General features: G+C 61.4%; 12 protein-coding genes and 1 tRNA gene. 7 read left to right on the top strand and 6 right to left on the bottom strand.

Annotated features, from left to right (window positions below):
* Both ACKLNA_RS05345 and ACKLNA_RS05350 read right to left on the bottom strand, forming a co-directional pair.
* Complete coding sequence (locus ACKLNA_RS05345) at nt 1-3,132, bottom strand: multidrug efflux RND transporter permease subunit (RefSeq protein ID WP_408985128.1); 3,132 nt, start codon at nt 3,130-3,132, stop codon at nt 1-3.
* A gap of 27 nt (nt 3,133-3,159) precedes the next feature.
* A complete protein-coding gene (locus ACKLNA_RS05350) occupies nt 3,160-4,317 on the bottom strand; it encodes a MexC family multidrug efflux RND transporter periplasmic adaptor subunit (RefSeq protein WP_408985129.1) in 1,158 nt (385 codons plus the stop codon).
* A 118-nt stretch (nt 4,318-4,435) separates the two neighbouring features.
* On the opposite strand from ACKLNA_RS05350, the gene ACKLNA_RS05355 reads away from it, so the two are divergent.
* Nucleotides 4,436-5,002 (top strand): TetR/AcrR family transcriptional regulator, encoded by a 567-nt coding sequence (locus ACKLNA_RS05355; RefSeq protein WP_408985130.1) that lies wholly within the window; start codon nt 4,436-4,438, stop codon nt 5,000-5,002.
* Here the strand turns inward: ACKLNA_RS05355 and ACKLNA_RS05360 are convergent, their stop codons facing one another.
* Entirely contained in the window at nt 5,003-5,614 is a 612-nt protein-coding gene (locus ACKLNA_RS05360) for a dTMP kinase (protein ID WP_408985131.1), read from the bottom strand.
* 148 nt (nt 5,615-5,762) lie between these two features.
* Between ACKLNA_RS05360 and ACKLNA_RS05365 the strand changes: the two genes are divergently transcribed.
* The 3 genes from ACKLNA_RS05365 to ACKLNA_RS05375 all read left to right on the top strand — a co-directional run bounded on the left by ACKLNA_RS05365 (nt 5,763) and on the right by ACKLNA_RS05375 (nt 10,943).
* On the top strand, nt 5,763-6,896 hold the full coding sequence (locus ACKLNA_RS05365) for an aminotransferase class V-fold PLP-dependent enzyme (protein WP_408985132.1): 1,134 nt from the start codon (nt 5,763-5,765) through the stop codon (nt 6,894-6,896).
* 271 nt (nt 6,897-7,167) lie between these two features.
* A complete protein-coding gene (locus tag ACKLNA_RS05370) occupies nt 7,168-9,573 on the top strand; it encodes a glucose/quinate/shikimate family membrane-bound PQQ-dependent dehydrogenase (protein ID WP_408985133.1) in 2,406 nt (801 codons plus the stop codon).
* Nucleotides 9,574-9,656: 83 nt separating this feature from the next.
* Complete coding sequence (locus tag ACKLNA_RS05375; protein WP_408985134.1) at nt 9,657-10,943, top strand: carbohydrate porin; 1,287 nt, start codon at nt 9,657-9,659, stop codon at nt 10,941-10,943.
* Nucleotides 10,944-10,954: 11 nt separating this feature from the next.
* On the opposite strand, the gene ACKLNA_RS05380 is transcribed toward ACKLNA_RS05375, so the two are convergent.
* Together ACKLNA_RS05380 and ACKLNA_RS05385 are read right to left on the bottom strand one after the other, a co-directional pair.
* A complete protein-coding gene (locus ACKLNA_RS05380; RefSeq protein ID WP_408985135.1) occupies nt 10,955-11,635 on the bottom strand; it encodes a DUF3313 domain-containing protein in 681 nt (226 codons plus the stop codon).
* Complete coding sequence (locus ACKLNA_RS05385; RefSeq protein WP_085709834.1) at nt 11,635-11,961, bottom strand: hypothetical protein; 327 nt, start codon at nt 11,959-11,961, stop codon at nt 11,635-11,637. Before ACKLNA_RS05385 ends, ACKLNA_RS05380 begins: the two co-directional genes overlap by 1 nt.
* 146 nt (nt 11,962-12,107) lie before the next feature.
* Here ACKLNA_RS05385 and ACKLNA_RS05390 point away from each other — a divergent pair, with 146 nt between their 5' ends.
* The 3 genes from ACKLNA_RS05390 to ACKLNA_RS05400 all read left to right on the top strand — a co-directional run bounded on the left by ACKLNA_RS05390 (nt 12,108) and on the right by ACKLNA_RS05400 (nt 15,539).
* A complete protein-coding gene (locus ACKLNA_RS05390) occupies nt 12,108-12,833 on the top strand; it encodes a response regulator (RefSeq protein WP_408985136.1) in 726 nt (241 codons plus the stop codon).
* Complete coding sequence (locus ACKLNA_RS05395; RefSeq protein WP_408985137.1) at nt 12,830-14,164, top strand: ATP-binding protein; 1,335 nt, start codon at nt 12,830-12,832, stop codon at nt 14,162-14,164. Before ACKLNA_RS05390 ends, ACKLNA_RS05395 begins: the two co-directional genes overlap by 4 nt.
* A gap of 79 nt (nt 14,165-14,243) precedes the next feature.
* The gene (locus tag ACKLNA_RS05400) at nt 14,244-15,539 is read left to right on the top strand and encodes an OprD family porin (RefSeq protein ID WP_408985138.1); all 1,296 of its coding nucleotides are present in this window, start codon (nt 14,244-14,246) and stop codon (nt 15,537-15,539) included.
* Nucleotides 15,540-15,549: 10 nt separating this feature from the next.
* Here the strand turns inward: ACKLNA_RS05400 and ACKLNA_RS05405 are convergent.
* A tRNA-Sec gene (locus ACKLNA_RS05405) sits at nt 15,550-15,645 on the bottom strand.
* Between the last annotated feature and the right edge of the window lie 3 nt (nt 15,646-15,648).

The following is a 15,648-nucleotide window of genomic DNA, read 5'->3' on the forward strand; positions in this document are numbered from 1 at the left end:
TCACTCCTGAGCCAAAGCGGGTTGTTCAATGGGTGCCGGTTTGCTGCGCAGCATCGACAGCACCCAGACAAAACAGATCGGTACGAACAGCACACCCAGCAACGTCGCGCTGAGCATCCCGCCGATCACACCGGTACCAATTGCACGCTGACTTGCCGCCCCTGCCCCGGTAGCCAGTGCCAGCGGCACAACGCCGAGGATGAAGGCCATGGAGGTCATGACAATCGGCCGGAAACGCAGACGTGCAGCCTCGATGGCGGCATCGCGCAGGCTATAGCCCTTCTCCCACAGTTCCTTGGCAAACTCGACGATGAGGATGGCGTTCTTCGCCGCCAGACCAATGATGGTGATCAGGCCCACCTTGAAATACACGTCGTTGGGCATGCCGGCGACCATCACCGCGAGTACCGCACCGATGGCACCGATCGGCACGATCAGCATCACCGTCAGCGGAATCGCCCAGCTTTCATACAGTGCAACCAGCAACAAGAACACCACGAGGATCGCCAGCGCGAAGAGTTGCGTCGCCTGGCCGCTGGAAACCTTTTCCTGATACGACAGCCCCGTCCACTCGTAGCTGAAACCTGCCGGCAATTGCGCGGCGATTCGCTCCATTTCCGCCATGGCTTCACCGGTGCTGTAACCCGGTCCGGCGTCACCGACAATGCGGATCGACGGATAACCGTTGTAGCGCACCAGTTGTACCGGGCCTTCTTCCCAGTGCGTGGTGACGAAGGCGCTCAACGGCACCAGATTGCCGGTGCTGTTGTGTACGTACAGTTTGAGCACGCTTTCCGGGGTCATCCGGTCGCCCTGCTCGGCCTGCACGACCACACGTTGCTGACGACCGGAGTTGGTGAAGTCGTTGATCACTTCAGAACCGAACGCGGCGGACAACGCACTGCTGATGGACTCGAAACTCACGCCCAGGGTGCGGGCCTTGTCACGGTCGATCACCACGCGCAATTGCGGCGACTCGGCCAGGCCTTCCATCATGGCGTAGAGGATTTTCGGGTTGCCGTTGGCCTGACCGAGCACCTGGTCACGGGCGGCGAGCAAGGCTTCGCGACCGAGGCCGCCGCGATCCTGCAGACGCAACGCAAAACCACCGGAGTTGCCCAAACCGTCGATCGGTGGCGGCGGCACCGCCATCACGGCGCCGTCGTTGGTCACGGCAAATTGTTCGTTCAGCGCCATGACCTCGGCCATCGCCGATTGATCCTCGCCACGCAACGACCAGTCCTTGAACACCGGGAATGCCAGCGCCGCGTTGTCGCCCATCCCGGAGAAACTGAAGCCCGAGACCAGGAATGTGGACTGTACCGCTTCACGGGACGCGAGATAGCGTTCCAGTTGTTCGCCAGTGGCTTCGGTGCGGGTACGGGTTGCGCCCGGCGGCAACTGGACGTCAACGATCATGTAGCCCTGGTCTTCCACGGGCACAAAGGATTCCGGCAAACGCAGGTAGAAGTAACCGAGCATCGCGATAATGCCCAAGTACACCAGCATCATGCGACCGGCGCGCGCGACCAGCCCGCTGTTCAGGATCGAGTAACGCTCGGTGAGTCGGGCAAAGCCACGGTTAAAGGCGCCAAAGAAACCGAGTTTTTCATGGTGCCCCTGCGGAATCGGCTTGAGCAGCGTGGCGCACAGTGCTGGTGTGAACGTCAGCGCGAGGAAGCCCGAGAACAGGATCGACACCGCCAGCGACACCGAGAACTGCTGGTAAATCACCCCCACCGAACCGGACATGAACGCCAGTGGCATGAACACCGCCGACAGCACCAGGGTGATACCGATGATCGCGCCCGATACTTGCCCCATCGCTTTGATCGTCGCGTCGACCGGTGACAGCCCCTCCTCCGCCATGAGCCGCTCGACGTTCTCCACCACCACGATGGCATCGTCGACCAGAATGCCGATCGCGAGCACCATGCCGAACATGGTCATCATGTTCACCGAGAAGCCCAGCAGGTACATCATCACCAGCGTGCCGAGCAGGCACACCGGCACCACAATCGATGGGATCAGCGTGTAACGGATGTTCTGCAGGAACAGGAACATCACCAGGAATACCAGCACCATCGCCTCGATCAGGGTGTGAATCACCTTCTCGATGGCAACGTCGACGAAACGCGAAGTGTCGTAGGGAACGGAATATTCAACGTCGTCCGGGAAGTACGCCGACAGTTCGGCCAGGCGTTCCTTGACGGCGGTTGCGGTCTGGATCGCGTTGGCGCCGGGGGACAACTGGATCGCCGCCGCCACGGCCGGTTTGCCGTTCAGGCGCGAGTTGAAGTTGTAGCTTTCCTGACCGACTTCCACCCGGGCGACGTCGCCCAGTTTGACCGTCGAGCCGTCCTCGTTGGCGCGCAGAACGATGCGGGCAAATTCTTGCGGATTATCCAGCGTGCCTTTCACTGCAAGCGTGGCGGTCAGTTCCTGTTGGCTGCTGGTTGGCGTACTACCGAAACTGCCGGCCGGCACCTGCACGTTCTGCCCACGAATGGCGGTGCTCACGTCGTCGATGGACAGCCCGTAGCCCACCAGTTTCTGCGGGTCGAGCCAGATGCGCATCGCGGCTTCAGAGGAGAAGAATTGCAGCTTGCCGACGCCCGGCACCCGACGTAGTTCGTTATTGATGTTGCGCGCGGCGTAGTCGCCCAGCGCGGTCGTGTCGGTGTGTTGGGTGCCTTCCTTATAGTTGAGCGCATAGATCAGCAGGAAACCGGCACTGGCCTGCTCCACCTCCAGACCTTGGGTGAGAACCGCTTGTGGCATGCGCGACTCAGCCTTTTTCAGGCGGTTTTGCACGTCAACCTGAGCAAGCTGCGGATCAGTACCCGGCTGGAACGTCACCGCAATTTCGGCGATGCCGTTGGAGTTGTTGGTCGACTCGAAATACAGCAGGTTCTTGGCACCGTTGAGCGACTCTTCGATCACGCTGGTGACCGAATCCACCAGCACTTTCGCCGAGGCGCCGGGATAGGTCGCCGTGACCTTGATCTGCGGCGGCGCAACGTCGGGATACTGCGCCACCGGCAGCATCGGAATGACCAGCAGGCCGGCCAGAGAGATGAACAGCGCCACCACCCAGGCGAAGTTCGGGCGTTTGATGAAAAACTTGGACATCGGGAAATCCTCGCGGCGACGGCGCCCTTATTGTTTCGACTCGGACGACTGAGCCACGGCCTGAGACTGACCCGGTACGACCTTGGCCCCCGGTTGCAGTCCGGCAAGACCACCGACGATCACTTGATCGCCCGCCTTCAGGCCTTCACTGATCTGCCAGCGCGAACCCTGCATGGCGCCGGTCACCACACTGCGCGCTTCGACCCGCTCGTCTGCGCCGACCACCATCACCTGAGCAGTGCCATCGCTGCCCCGTTGCACCGAGCGTTGCGGCACGAGAATGGCCTGGCTGTCGGTACCCTGTGGCGTACGCACGCGGACGTACATGCCCGGCAACAGCACGCCGTCGGTATTGGCGAACTTGCCGCGCAAGGACACCTGCCCGGTGCCGCGATCCACGGCGACATCGGTAAACATCAGCGCACCCTGACGCTCGTAGTTGGTGCCATCGACGCGAATCGACAGTGCCTTGTTGTCGTCGGCGGAGAGTTTTCCGTCCTTGAGCGATTCGCGCAGACGCAGCGCGTCGGCAGCCGATTGGGTGAAGTCGACGTAGACCGGATCCAGTTGCTGAATCCGCGCCATCAACGTCGCATCTCCCTGCCCGACCAAGGCACCTTCGGTGACCAGCGCACGGCCGACACGGCCGGAAATAGGTGCCGTCACCGAGGCATAACCCAGGTTCAGCCGGGCACTTTGCAGATCGGCCTGGGCCGAACGGGTGGCGGCCTGAGCGCTGCGCAGATCCGCCATGGCGCTGTCGAAATCCTGTTGGCTGACCGCCTCGATCCTCACCAGCGGCTCATAGCGTTTGACCCGGGCCTGTGCCTCGAGCGCAACGGACTGGGCGCGGGCCAGTTCACCTTCGGCCCGGGACAGCGCCGCTTTGAGCGGTGCCGGATCGATCTGGAACAACAGATCCCCGGTCTTCACATCCGCGCCTTCTTCAAAACGCTTCTGCATCACGATGCCCGGCACCCGAGCGCGCACTTCCGCAACGCGCATCGGTTCAACCCTGCCCGGCAGCTCCGACGTCAGCGCCAAAGGCTCGGTCTTCACCGCCACCACTTCTACCGGGCGCGCCACTTCCGCCACCGCCGCCTGTTCACTTGCCGGCCCACACCCGGCCAACGCAATGGCGACTGCCAGCGAACCCGCCATTCCTACCGCACGCAAATTGCCCATAACTCACCCAAGGCTTGATCGAATTTGGCGCGAATGCTACGTTTCAAATCCTAATGAGTCAATATTGTCTCATGTGAGTATTTTGTGAATCTTATATGAACACCGCTCAAGGCCTCTGATGAACTCGATTTCCCATGATGAACAGCTGCTCAAGTCGCTGACCCTGGCCGTGGCCAACCGGCCGCGGGCGACGATGAAGGAACTGGCGCAACAGGCAGGCGTGAGCAAGGCCACCCTGCACCGCTACTGCGGAACACGGGAAAACCTGACAGCCAAACTGGAGGAGCACGCCGAGGGCACGCTGAAGCTGATTATCGACAACGCCGGCCTGCAGCATCTGGAACCGCTGGAGGCGCTGCGCCGATTGATCCGGGAACACCTCGCCCACCGCGAACTGCTGGCCTTTCTGATGGCGCAATACCGCCCTGACTTCCTCGACCTGGAACAGGGTGGCAGGCGCTGGCTGTTTTATCTGGAGGCGCTGGACGGGTTCTTTTTGCGAGGCCAGCAGGCAGGGCTGTTTCGCATCGATATCACTGCGGCGATCTTCACCGAGTTGTTCATATCGCTGGTCTACGGACTGGTGGATGCCGAACTGCGCGGGCGTGCGGCCCATGCGGATTCGGCGCGGACGCTTGAGCGGATGTTTTTGAATGGGGTGCTGGCTGCTCGGCGTCTTTCTTGATCAGCCAATCAATTTACGGATCTCGGAAACCACCTGCATCGTTGCGTCTTCGATCCTGCCTTCATTGCGGCACAAAACCCAGCCGTGATCGGCAGCCGCTTGCTCGAACATCTCGGTACACGCGACATGTTCAGCGTGCTTCTGAATCACCGTACCGCCCAGTCCTCTGGACCGTGCCTTTGCCCTGGCCCATGAAATATCCGGCGCGGTGACGACGCCGACATGCAGGTCTGGCACCTGCACGTTCCGCTCGATATTCAACCGGAGAATCTCTGCAAACGGGACGGTATGGCGAAACGCGGCATCCGACGGATACCAGCGATCGATCAGGATAATGCTGCCCGGCGGCTGTTCCGTCAGCACGTGCCGGGAGATCCAGCTCCGGCTATCTGCAAAGCGCTGACACACAGCCCACTCCAGATCCCGGGAGTGATTTCTGGCGAGTTCGTTGACGAGGGCCATGGTGGCACCCCTGTGCGGATCGCTTTTTCGCTCGCAAAGCCGGATGACTTTCTTGTTGTCGGCCCTCAGCACTGCCGTCACCGCTTCCAGTAATGTGGTTTTGCCGGTTCCTTTTGGCCCATCCAGAGAAACAAACAGCGGACGATTCATTTTTCACACAACGATTGAGGCATTGATGACCACTCTATCCTCATTTCTGCAATTCAATCAGCTCATCCCTGCCCTTTGCCTAAACTTGCTTCCCGATGATGTTCGCCAGACCTTTTGACTGCCAGGGAATCACAGAAGGAGTCACCCCATGTCAAAGCTATACCCGAGTATCGATCCTGAGGGGTTGGTCGAGTACTCCGTGGTCTACACCGACCGCTCGCTCAACCACATGTCGCAGTCATTTCAAGCGGTGATGAAGAACATTTCCAGGACCCTGAAACAGGTCTACAACGCCGAGGCGGTTGCGGTGGTTCCGGGCAGCGGCACCTTCGGCATGGAAGCGGTTGCGCGACAGTACGCCACCGGCCAGCAATGTCTGGTGATACGCAACGGCTGGTTCAGTTATCGCTGGAGCCAGATCCTTGAGACGGGCAACATCCCGGCGGCTACTACGGTGCTGAAAGCCCGACCGGTCGAATCGGGTCGCCAGGCCGCTTATGCCCCGCCGCCTCTGGACGAAGTCCTGGCAGCCATTCACACGCACAAGCCGCAGATTGTCTTCGCACCACACGTTGAAACTTCATCAGGGATTATCCTGCCCGACGAGTACCTGCGGGCCGTCGGCGACGCCGTGCATGCGGTGGGCGGCCTGTTCGTGCTGGACTGCATCGCTTCCGGCACGCTTTGGGTTGATATGCACAAATGTGCCGTCGACCTGTTGATCAGCGCACCGCAGAAAGGCTGGAGCGCCTCTCCTTGCTGCGCTCTGGTGATGTTCAGCTCCCTGGCCCTCGAGCGCATCGAGCACACGCAAAGCAGCAGCTTTGCCTGCGACTTGAAGAAGTGGCTGCAGATCATGCAGGCCTACGAACAGGGCGGGCATGCCTACCATGCGACCATGCCCAGTGATTCTCTCGCGCGGTTCAACGACGTAATGAATGAAACCCAAGCCTACGGTTTCGAAAAGGTCCGCAGCGAACAACAGGCTCTGGGCGACCGGGTGCGCGCCATGTTGACCGGCAAGGGCTTCAAAAGCGTGGCCGCCGTCGGCTTTCAGGCCCCAGGCGTCGTGGTGAGCTACACCGATGATGCCGATATCAAAAACGGCAAGAAGTTTGCCAGCCACGGCCTGCAGATCGCCGCCGGGGTGCCGCTGCAGTGCGATGAACCGGCCGACTTCCAGACCTTCCGTATCGGTCTGTTCGGACTGGAAAAGCTGCACAACATCGAGCGTACGGTCAGCACCCTTGAGCAGGCACTGGATGAGGTGATGGCTCACTAAGTCCACTTCTCGCCCGTAGCCAATAGCGTTCCCGCCGATCCTGTTCGGCGGGAACTACCAAGCCGAGATCGACCTGTCATAAATTCCATATCTGCTGGCAAATAAAAGACTTTCCCACCGTTCCTATTGTCCCTGAGGAACCGCGAGGACAAGGCCAGCGTCGATTCGTCGCACCATTGAGCGCAAAAACCCCTTTCATTCTGAATTAGTGATTTAACTAGGTAGTTACCTAACGATATACTGCCCGCCTCATTTCAACGGGACATTCAACGTGAAGCAGAGTCAACGCCTCTCGGGCATATCAACATTCATTCTGGTCGGGCTTGGGGTGATCATCGCCCTGCTCGGCCTGGCACTGGCGGCTGGCGGTGTGAAATTGGTCAGCCTGGGAGGCTCCTGGTACTTCCTGGTGGGTGGTCTGGTCATGGCCCTGTCCGGTCTGCTGATCGCTCGCCGCAAGCCTGCCGGCGCCTGGCTGTTCGCGGCGTTTCTGGTCGGGACTGCGATCTGGGCAGTGAGCGATGCGGGCCTGGTGTTCTGGCCGGTGTTCTCGCGTCTGTTCATGTTCAGCGCCGTAGGTCTGGCGGTTGCGCTGGTCTACCCGATGCTGAAACGCGCCAATGGCGGCGTTGCGGGTCGCGGTGCTTACGGCGTTGCCGCTGTTCTGGCAGTTGGCCTGGCCGTGGCTGCCGGCAATATGTTCGTGGCTCACCCGACCGTCGCCCCTACCGGCAACGGCCCGGGCCTCACTCCGGTCGAGCCGGAAAAAGCGCAGAAAGACTGGGCTCACTACGGCAACACCGAAGGCGGCAGCCGCTTCGCCGCGCTGGACCAGATCAACCGCAGCAACGTCGACAAGTTGAAAGTCGCGTGGACCTACCACACCGGCGACGTCGCCGAGAGCGATGGCAATGGCGCCGAAGACCAGCTGACCCCGCTGCAGATCGGCAACAAGGTGTTCATCTGCACCCCGCACAACAACCTGATAGCGCTGGATGCCGACACCGGCAAGGAACTCTGGAAAAACGCGATCAACGCCAAGTCCAAAGTCTGGCAGCGTTGCCGAGGCATGGCCTATTTCGATGCCAGCGCAGCCGTTGCCAAACCGACCAGCTCGCCAGTCACCGAAACCCCGGCCGCTCCTGCCGCCAACTGCACCCGCCGTCTGCTGACCAACACCATCGACGCCCGCCTGATCGCGGTCGATGCCGACACCGGCGAGTTCTGCCAGGGTTTCGGCAATAACGGCCAGGTTGATCTGAAGGCCGGTCTGGGTGATGTCCCGGACAGCTACTATCAACTGTCCTCCGCCCCTCTGATGGCTGGCACCACCGTGGTCGTTGGCGGTCGCGTGGCGGACAACGTGCAGACCGACATGCCGGGTGGCGTGATCCGTGGTTTCGACGTGATGACCGGTGCGATGCGCTGGGCCTTCGACCCGGGCAACCCGCAAGATAAAAAGGCCCCGGCCGATGGCAAAACCTATGTTCGCAGCACGCCGAACAGCTGGGCGCCGATGTCTTACGACCCGGCAACCAACACGGTCTTCCTGCCGATGGGCAGTTCCTCCACCGACATCTACGGTGTTGAGCGCAACAAGCTCGACCACACCTACGGCGCTTCGATCCTGGCGCTGGACGCCAACAGCGGCGAAGAAAAGTGGGTCTACCAGACCGTGCACAACGACCTCTGGGACTTCGACCTGCCAATGCAGCCGAGCCTGATCGACTTCACCAAGGACGGCAAAACCGTACCGGCGCTGGTGATCGGCACCAAGGCCGGGCAGATCTACGTGCTGGATCGCGCCACCGGCAAACCGCTGACCGAAGTCAAAGAAGTACCGGTCAAGGCGTCGAACATTCCGAACGAACCGTACTCGCCAACCCAGCCGAAATCCGTGGGCATGCCGCAGATCGGTGCCCAGCACCTGACCGAGTCGGACATGTGGGGCGCCACCCCGTACGACCAACTGCTGTGCCGGATCGATTTCAAGTCGATGCGCTACGAAGGCCTGTACACCGCACCGGGTACTGACAAGTCCCTGAGCTTCCCGGGCTCGCTGGGCGGCATGAACTGGGGCAGCATCTCCACTGACCCGGTGCACGGTTTCATCTTCGTCAACGACATGCGTCTGGGTCTATGGATTCAGATGATCCCGTCGCAAAACAAAGGTGAAGCAACCTCCGGTGGCGAAGCGCTGAACACCGGCATGGGCGCCGTTCCGCTGAAAGGCACGCCGTACGCGGTGAACAAGAACCGCTTCCTGTCGGTAGCCGGCATTCCGTGCCAGGCGCCGCCGTTCGGCACCCTGACCGCGATCGACATGAAGACCCAGAAAATCGCCTGGCAGGTTCCGGTCGGCACCGTTGAAGACACCGGTCCACTGGGCATCCGCATGCACCTGCCGATCAAGATCGGTCTGCCGACCCTCGGCGGCACCCTGTCGACTCAAGGTGGCCTGATCTTCATCGCCGGCACCCAGGACTTCTACCTGCGCGCCTACAACAGCGGCAACGGTGAAGAAATCTGGAAAGCCCGTCTGCCGGTCGGCAGCCAGGGCGGCCCGATGACGTACGTGTCGCCGAAAACCGGCAAGCAGTACGTGGTCATCACCGCCGGTGGCGCCCGTCAGTCGACCGATCGTGGCGACTACGTCATGGCCTACGCCCTGCCGTAAACCGCTGCGCCCTCCTTCATTTCACTGCGCGCGGCACCTTCGGGTGTCGCGCCGTTTCATGTTCCTGGCTCTGGATTTCAGCAATGTCATTCGTTGTTCGTTTTTACCACACTGGCGTACTGCTCGCTCTTGCCTGCAGCACCGCCCTGCCCGCTTTCGCTGACACCGATTCGAATGTGTTCACCCGCAACACCCTGACCGGCGACTGGGGCGGCCTGCGCCACCAGCTCGACGAAGATGGCGTCAAGTTCACCGGCGACTACACCGGCGAAACCGCCTACAACGCCGACGGTGGCCTGCACCGTTCGGCCCGTTACTCACAGAACATCAAGCTCGGCGCGCAATTTGATCTGAGCAAAATCTATGGCGTCGACAACGCCGGCAAGGTCCAGCTGACCATCAACGACCGGCGCGGCAACAGCGCCTCGGAAGATCTGGTCGGCAACCGTCTGCCGATCCAGGAAAACTACGGCGGCCTCTACACCCGCCTGACCGAACTGAGTTACGAGCGCACCCTGTTCACCCCGGCACTGAACGTCAAACTCGGCTACATGGCCATGGGCAACGACCTCGGCGGCCTCGACAGCGGCATTCTCTGCAACTTCATGAACGCCGGTTTCTGCGGCCATCCGCTGAACATGTCCGGCGGCAGCGGCTGGACCAACTACCCCAACGCGCACTTGGGCGTGCGGGTGAAATACGACCTGTCGCCGGAATGGCAACTGCGCGTGGCCGCGTTCAACGTCGATCCCGAAAGCAACGGCAACTCCAGCCGCGCCTGGCACCTGGGACCGAAACACACCACCGGCACCGTGGTGCCTGTCGAACTGGTCTACAAACATGCCGGCACCCTGCCTGGTGAATACAAGCTCGGTTATTACTACGACAGCTCCGACGTGAAACGCATCGGCAGCGACAAGGAAGTGTCCGGTCGCGGCGGCCACTACCTGCTGATCGATCAGGCCGTATGGAGTTCGCCAACGTCCGAAGGCCGCAGCCTTCACGCCTTCGGCCAATACTCGGCGGCCAGCGAAGCGGCTTCGCCGTTCAGCAAGTGGTATGGCGCCGGCGTGGTCCTGTACAAACCGTTCGAAGGCCGCCCGCGTGACACCGTCGCCCTGGGCTACGGCCGGGCCGTACAGAACCCGCGCAGCCGCGACGTGCAACAAGACGCCGCACTGGCCAACGGCACACCGCTCTCCAATATCGACGGCGCCGAACAACTGATCGAACTCGGCTACGGTTATCAAGCCACCCCGTGGCTGACCCTGCGCCCGAACCTGCAGTACATCATCGAGCCGGGCGCGTTCTCCGGTCAGGAAATCGACAATGCACTGGTGGTCGGTCTGCAGGTGAAAGCGGCGCTCTGACGGCGCGGCTTTCAGCGCGCGGTCACCTTGCGCGCAGCGACATAGATCTGGCTCAAATCAGCGGCCCAACCGTCGAGCACGCCTATGACGTTCTCGGCGGTCATCACCTGTTTGTCGTTTTCCAATGGCACGCCCGTGCCCTTGCGAACGACCTTCGCCACGACCTCGCCGGTCGAACCGTCCTCGATCGACACTTCCGTGGCGATCTCACTGTCCTGGTCACGAATGCCGGCAGCGGTGCTCACGCCGGCCGCGACCAGCGTGATGGGCAGCCATTCGTAGTACCGCAGGCCCTGGGTGCTGGTGGCGACTTGCGTGATGGCCGGCCGCACAACCAGTGTGTTCGGTCCGGGTCCGGATGCCAGCGGCAGGGTTTTACCCATTTCAAGCCTGAGGACTGCATCGTAGTAACGGGTCACACCTGACAACGTGCTCTGCGGAATTCGCCCCGTGGGCTGAACCTGCGGATAGAACTGGCTCGGCGCCAGATAAACCCGGGTGTAACGTCCAGTCGCCAACGCCGGGCTGACCCAGCTCAGAACTGTCTGCCCCGACGGCGTCTGCTGCTCCTTCAACATGCTGTAGTCGTTGAGAAACCCGGAGTACATTTCCGGTTCGACTTTTTTGCTGCTGCAGGCCGACAGGCTCAAAGTCGCTGCCAACAACAGCACCAGCGAATGACGGTTTCTCATCAATGCGCTTCCCCTGCGGTCTGAATCTGGCCGAACGGGGTGTTTTCAGAACACTCGATGCGCAACTGGCCGTGGGTCATGATCCAGTGGATGAATTCGGTCGTGGGGATGGAGTGGATGTATTCCACCCAATGACTGTCGGCCGGGCTGAAGCGCTCGAAGTAGCGGCGCATGACCAGTTGGCTCTGGTCCGGAACGATTCCCAGGCAGGTCTCCTGGAAAAAGATCGGCGCGTTGAACACGCTGCTAGTGGTGCGCTGAGTGAGGATCAGCGGGCGCACGGCACCATGCCCCTGAGTCGAATAAGCGCTTTTCATATCCTTCATATGAACCCCCTTGGATGGAATGCCGGCAGAGTGCCCGAGGTTTTTTGCCCGAGGATGTCCGGCTGATGTCCGCCCGGAAGGAATGTTGCAGGATTGAAATAAATGACCCCGCGATAGAAATGGTTTTAGATGCCCTCTTTTGATTCATGGATCCTGCAAACGTGAGCAGACTGCTGATCGTCGATGACGACGTGGAAATTCTGTCCCTGCTGAAGAAGTTCTTCGTTCAGCACGCCTACGAAGTCGACGTGGTAACGGACGGCCAGGCCATGTGGGCGGCCATTGACCGGGCGCGACCGGACACGATCATTCTCGACCTGATGCTGCCGGGTGAAGGCGGTTTGAGCCTGTGCCAGAAAATCCGCGCGCAAATGGGGATCCCGATCATCATGCTGACAGCCATGGCCGAACTGAGTGACCGGATTGTCGGTCTGGAACTCGGAGCCGACGATTACCTGACCAAACCCTTCGCACCCCAGGAATTGCTGGCCCGGGTGCGCGCACTGCAACGCCGCGCCGGCGAACATGGCCACCGCACCAGCGAGCCCGCACGCCCGGTCATGACCTTCGCCGGTTGGCACCTGGACATTACCTGCCGCGAGCTGCGCTCACCCGAGGGCGTGATGATCCCGATGTCCGGCGGGGAATTCGATCTGCTGCTGGTCTTTCTCGAACATCCCCAGCGAATCCTGACCCGCGAGCAACTGATCGACCTGACCCACGGCCAGGGCCACGAAGCCTTTGATCGCAGCATCGACGTGCAGGTCAGCCGCTTGCGGCGCAAGATCGAGCCGGACAGCAAACGTCCGGACCTGATCCGCACCGTGCGCAATGGCGGCTACATGTTCACGGCCAAGGTCAGCCGCTCATGATCGGTCGAATCCTGCGTCGCGACACCCTCAGTCGCCGCATTGCCCTGACGATTGTCGCGGCCATGCTCGCCTCGCTGGCTTTCAATGCCCTGTTCGTGCAGGTGGCGGGCATCTGGGCCCGCCCGCCCATCGAGCGCACCGGATTGCTGGAGCGGATTGCCGCGAGTGCCAGGCTGATCGAGGCAGCTCCCGCGCAATTGCGCCCGCAACTGGCGAGTGCCGCCAGCAGTCCTTCGCTTGAAGTGGTGTGGAACGCGCAGCGCAGCGAATTCAAACTGCCCGGCGACGGCGCCGCGGTCGAGACCTCGAAAATCCCGGCACTGGAACAATTGCTGGGCAGTCACCGGGAAATTGAAGTGTTCAACCCCGATGACTGGCCGCCAGGCAGTGCCCAGGCTCACTATGTCGCCCTCATTCCCTTGACCGATGGCAGCTGGCTGTCCTTCACGCCGCCGGAACGCAGTTGGGGATTGACCCTGAACGCCCGGATCGCGGTGATTGCCTCACTGGGCCTGATCGCCACCTTGCTGGTTGCCTGGATCGCCACCCGCCAACTGGCCAATCCGCTGCAACGCTTTGCCGGGGCCGCCAGGCGTTTTGGCGTCGACCTGAACGCACCGCCCATCGAGATCGAAGGGCCCCACGAAATCCGTCAGGCCATCATCGCCTTCAACGCGATGCAGGCGCAGATCCAGCATTTCATCGGTGAGCGCACGCATATGCTCGCCTCCATCTCCCATGATTTGCGCGCGCCATTGACCCGGATGCGCCTGCGCAGCGAATTCATGGAAGACCTGGACCATCAGCAAAAACTGATTCGCGACATCGAAGAAATGCAATCGATGATCAACGCCGCCCTGGCGTTTTTCCGCGAAGGCACACAGCTTGAACAACCCACGGCGTTCGATCTGTCGGAACTGCTGCAAACCATCCTCGACGACTACCGCGACCAGCACATCCTCATCGACTTCAACGGCCCGGCCCACCTGGTCTACGACGGCCGACCGCTGAGCCTGAAGCGGGTGATCGTCAACCTGCTGGAAAACGCCGTGAAATACGGCGAACGCCCACGCATCGCACTCAGCCGCAACACCCACTCGATCTGCATTGAAGTCTGCGACGAAGGCCCGGGCATTCCCGAAGAGGCGCTGCAGCGGGTATTCGATCCGTTCTTCCGCCTCGAAACCTCGCGCAACCGTGAAACCGGCGGCGTAGGGCTCGGCCTCTCGGCGGCCCGGGCGATCGTGCGTGAGCAGGGTGGTGAACTGACCTTGAGCAATCGCAAGGGCTCGGGACTGGTGGCGAGGATCGATTTGCCGGTTGTCGATTGACTCAGCACATCCGCTCAATCATTCAGAGGTAGCCCGCACGACAATCCGGCGACATTCCACCTACGCCGGTCACTGACACATGAAAGGTTTCTCGCCCTCGGGTATCACGCTGGCCTTGCTGCTGGGCGGCGTCGCCAACACAGCATTGGCCAGCGGTTTTCTGGATGACGCCAAGGGCGAAGTGCTCAGCCGCAATTTCTTCCTGAGCAACGACTATCGCTCGCCCTCGCCCAGCGGCAAGAACTACAAACAGGAGTGGGCTCAAGGGTTTATCGGCACTTTCGCATCCGGTTTCACCGATGGAACGATCGGTTTTGGCCTCGATGCGCACGCCTTTTACGGGCTGAAACTGGACGGCGGCCGGGGACATTCCGGCACCGGTCTGTTGCCGGTGGACAGTGACGGTCGCAGCGAAAGCGACTATTCCAGCGCCGGCGGTGCCCTGAAGCTGAAGGCCTCGCGCACCACCCTCGCCTTCGGTGAAATGACCGTCGAGACCCCGGTGTTCGACACCTCGGACAAACGCCTGCAACCGGAATACGCCACCGGATTTCTGCTCAACAGCCGTGAAATCGACAACGTCAATCTGGTGGCCGGGCATTTCACCGCGTTCAAGAATCAGGACAGCTCATCCGGCCAAGGCGACTTCCAGGGTTATGGCGCCAATACCAAGGCCGGCGGAATCAGCTTCATCGGCGCAGACCTGGTCAGTGACAGCCCGGTCGGCGGCGCGCTGTACGCGTCCGATTTGAGCGAAACCTGGCATCAGTACTACGCCAACCTGCATTTCAAACAGTCCGGCGTGCTGCTCGACGCCAACGTCTACCACACCCGCGACACCGGGCAGGCACTGGCCGGGGAAATCGACAACACCGCGTTCAGCCTCTCGGGTAAATACGCCTTCGGCCCGCACGCGGTGATGCTCGGCTGGCAACGCATCAACGGTGACACACCGTTCGATTTCGTCGGCGGCGACTCGATCTACCTCGCCAACTCGATCAAATACGCCGACTTCAACGGCGCCCACGAGCGCTCGTGGCAGGCCCGCTACGACCTCGATCTCGGCGCGTTCGGCATTCCCGGACTCAACTTCATGACCCGCTACGTCTCCGGCAGCCACATCGACGGCACCCACGCGCCCAAGGGTGGCGCCTACAACCCGTTCGACCCGGACAGCGGCCAATACCAGCCACAACAAGGGGACGGCGGCAAGCACTGGGAGCGCGACATCGATCTGCGCTACATCGTCCAGTCCGGCGCGGCCAAGGATCTTTCCGTGCAGCTGTCCCACGTCTCGCACCGGGCCAACAGCGCTCAGGCGGGGGATGACATTGACCGTATCTACGTGGTGATTCAGTACCCGCTAGGGTTCTGAATGCAGAAAATGGCGGAAGGCAGCCGGAGTCGAACCTGCCCGGGAACGGATGCCGTCCCCAACCGGGTTTGAAGCCCGGCCGCGCCACCGGGCGCGATTGCCTTCCTTG

The sequence above is a fragment of the Pseudomonas sp. UV AK001 genome (assembly GCF_046097675.1).
Taxonomy (GTDB): Bacteria; Pseudomonadota; Gammaproteobacteria; order Pseudomonadales; family Pseudomonadaceae; genus Aquipseudomonas; species Aquipseudomonas kribbensis.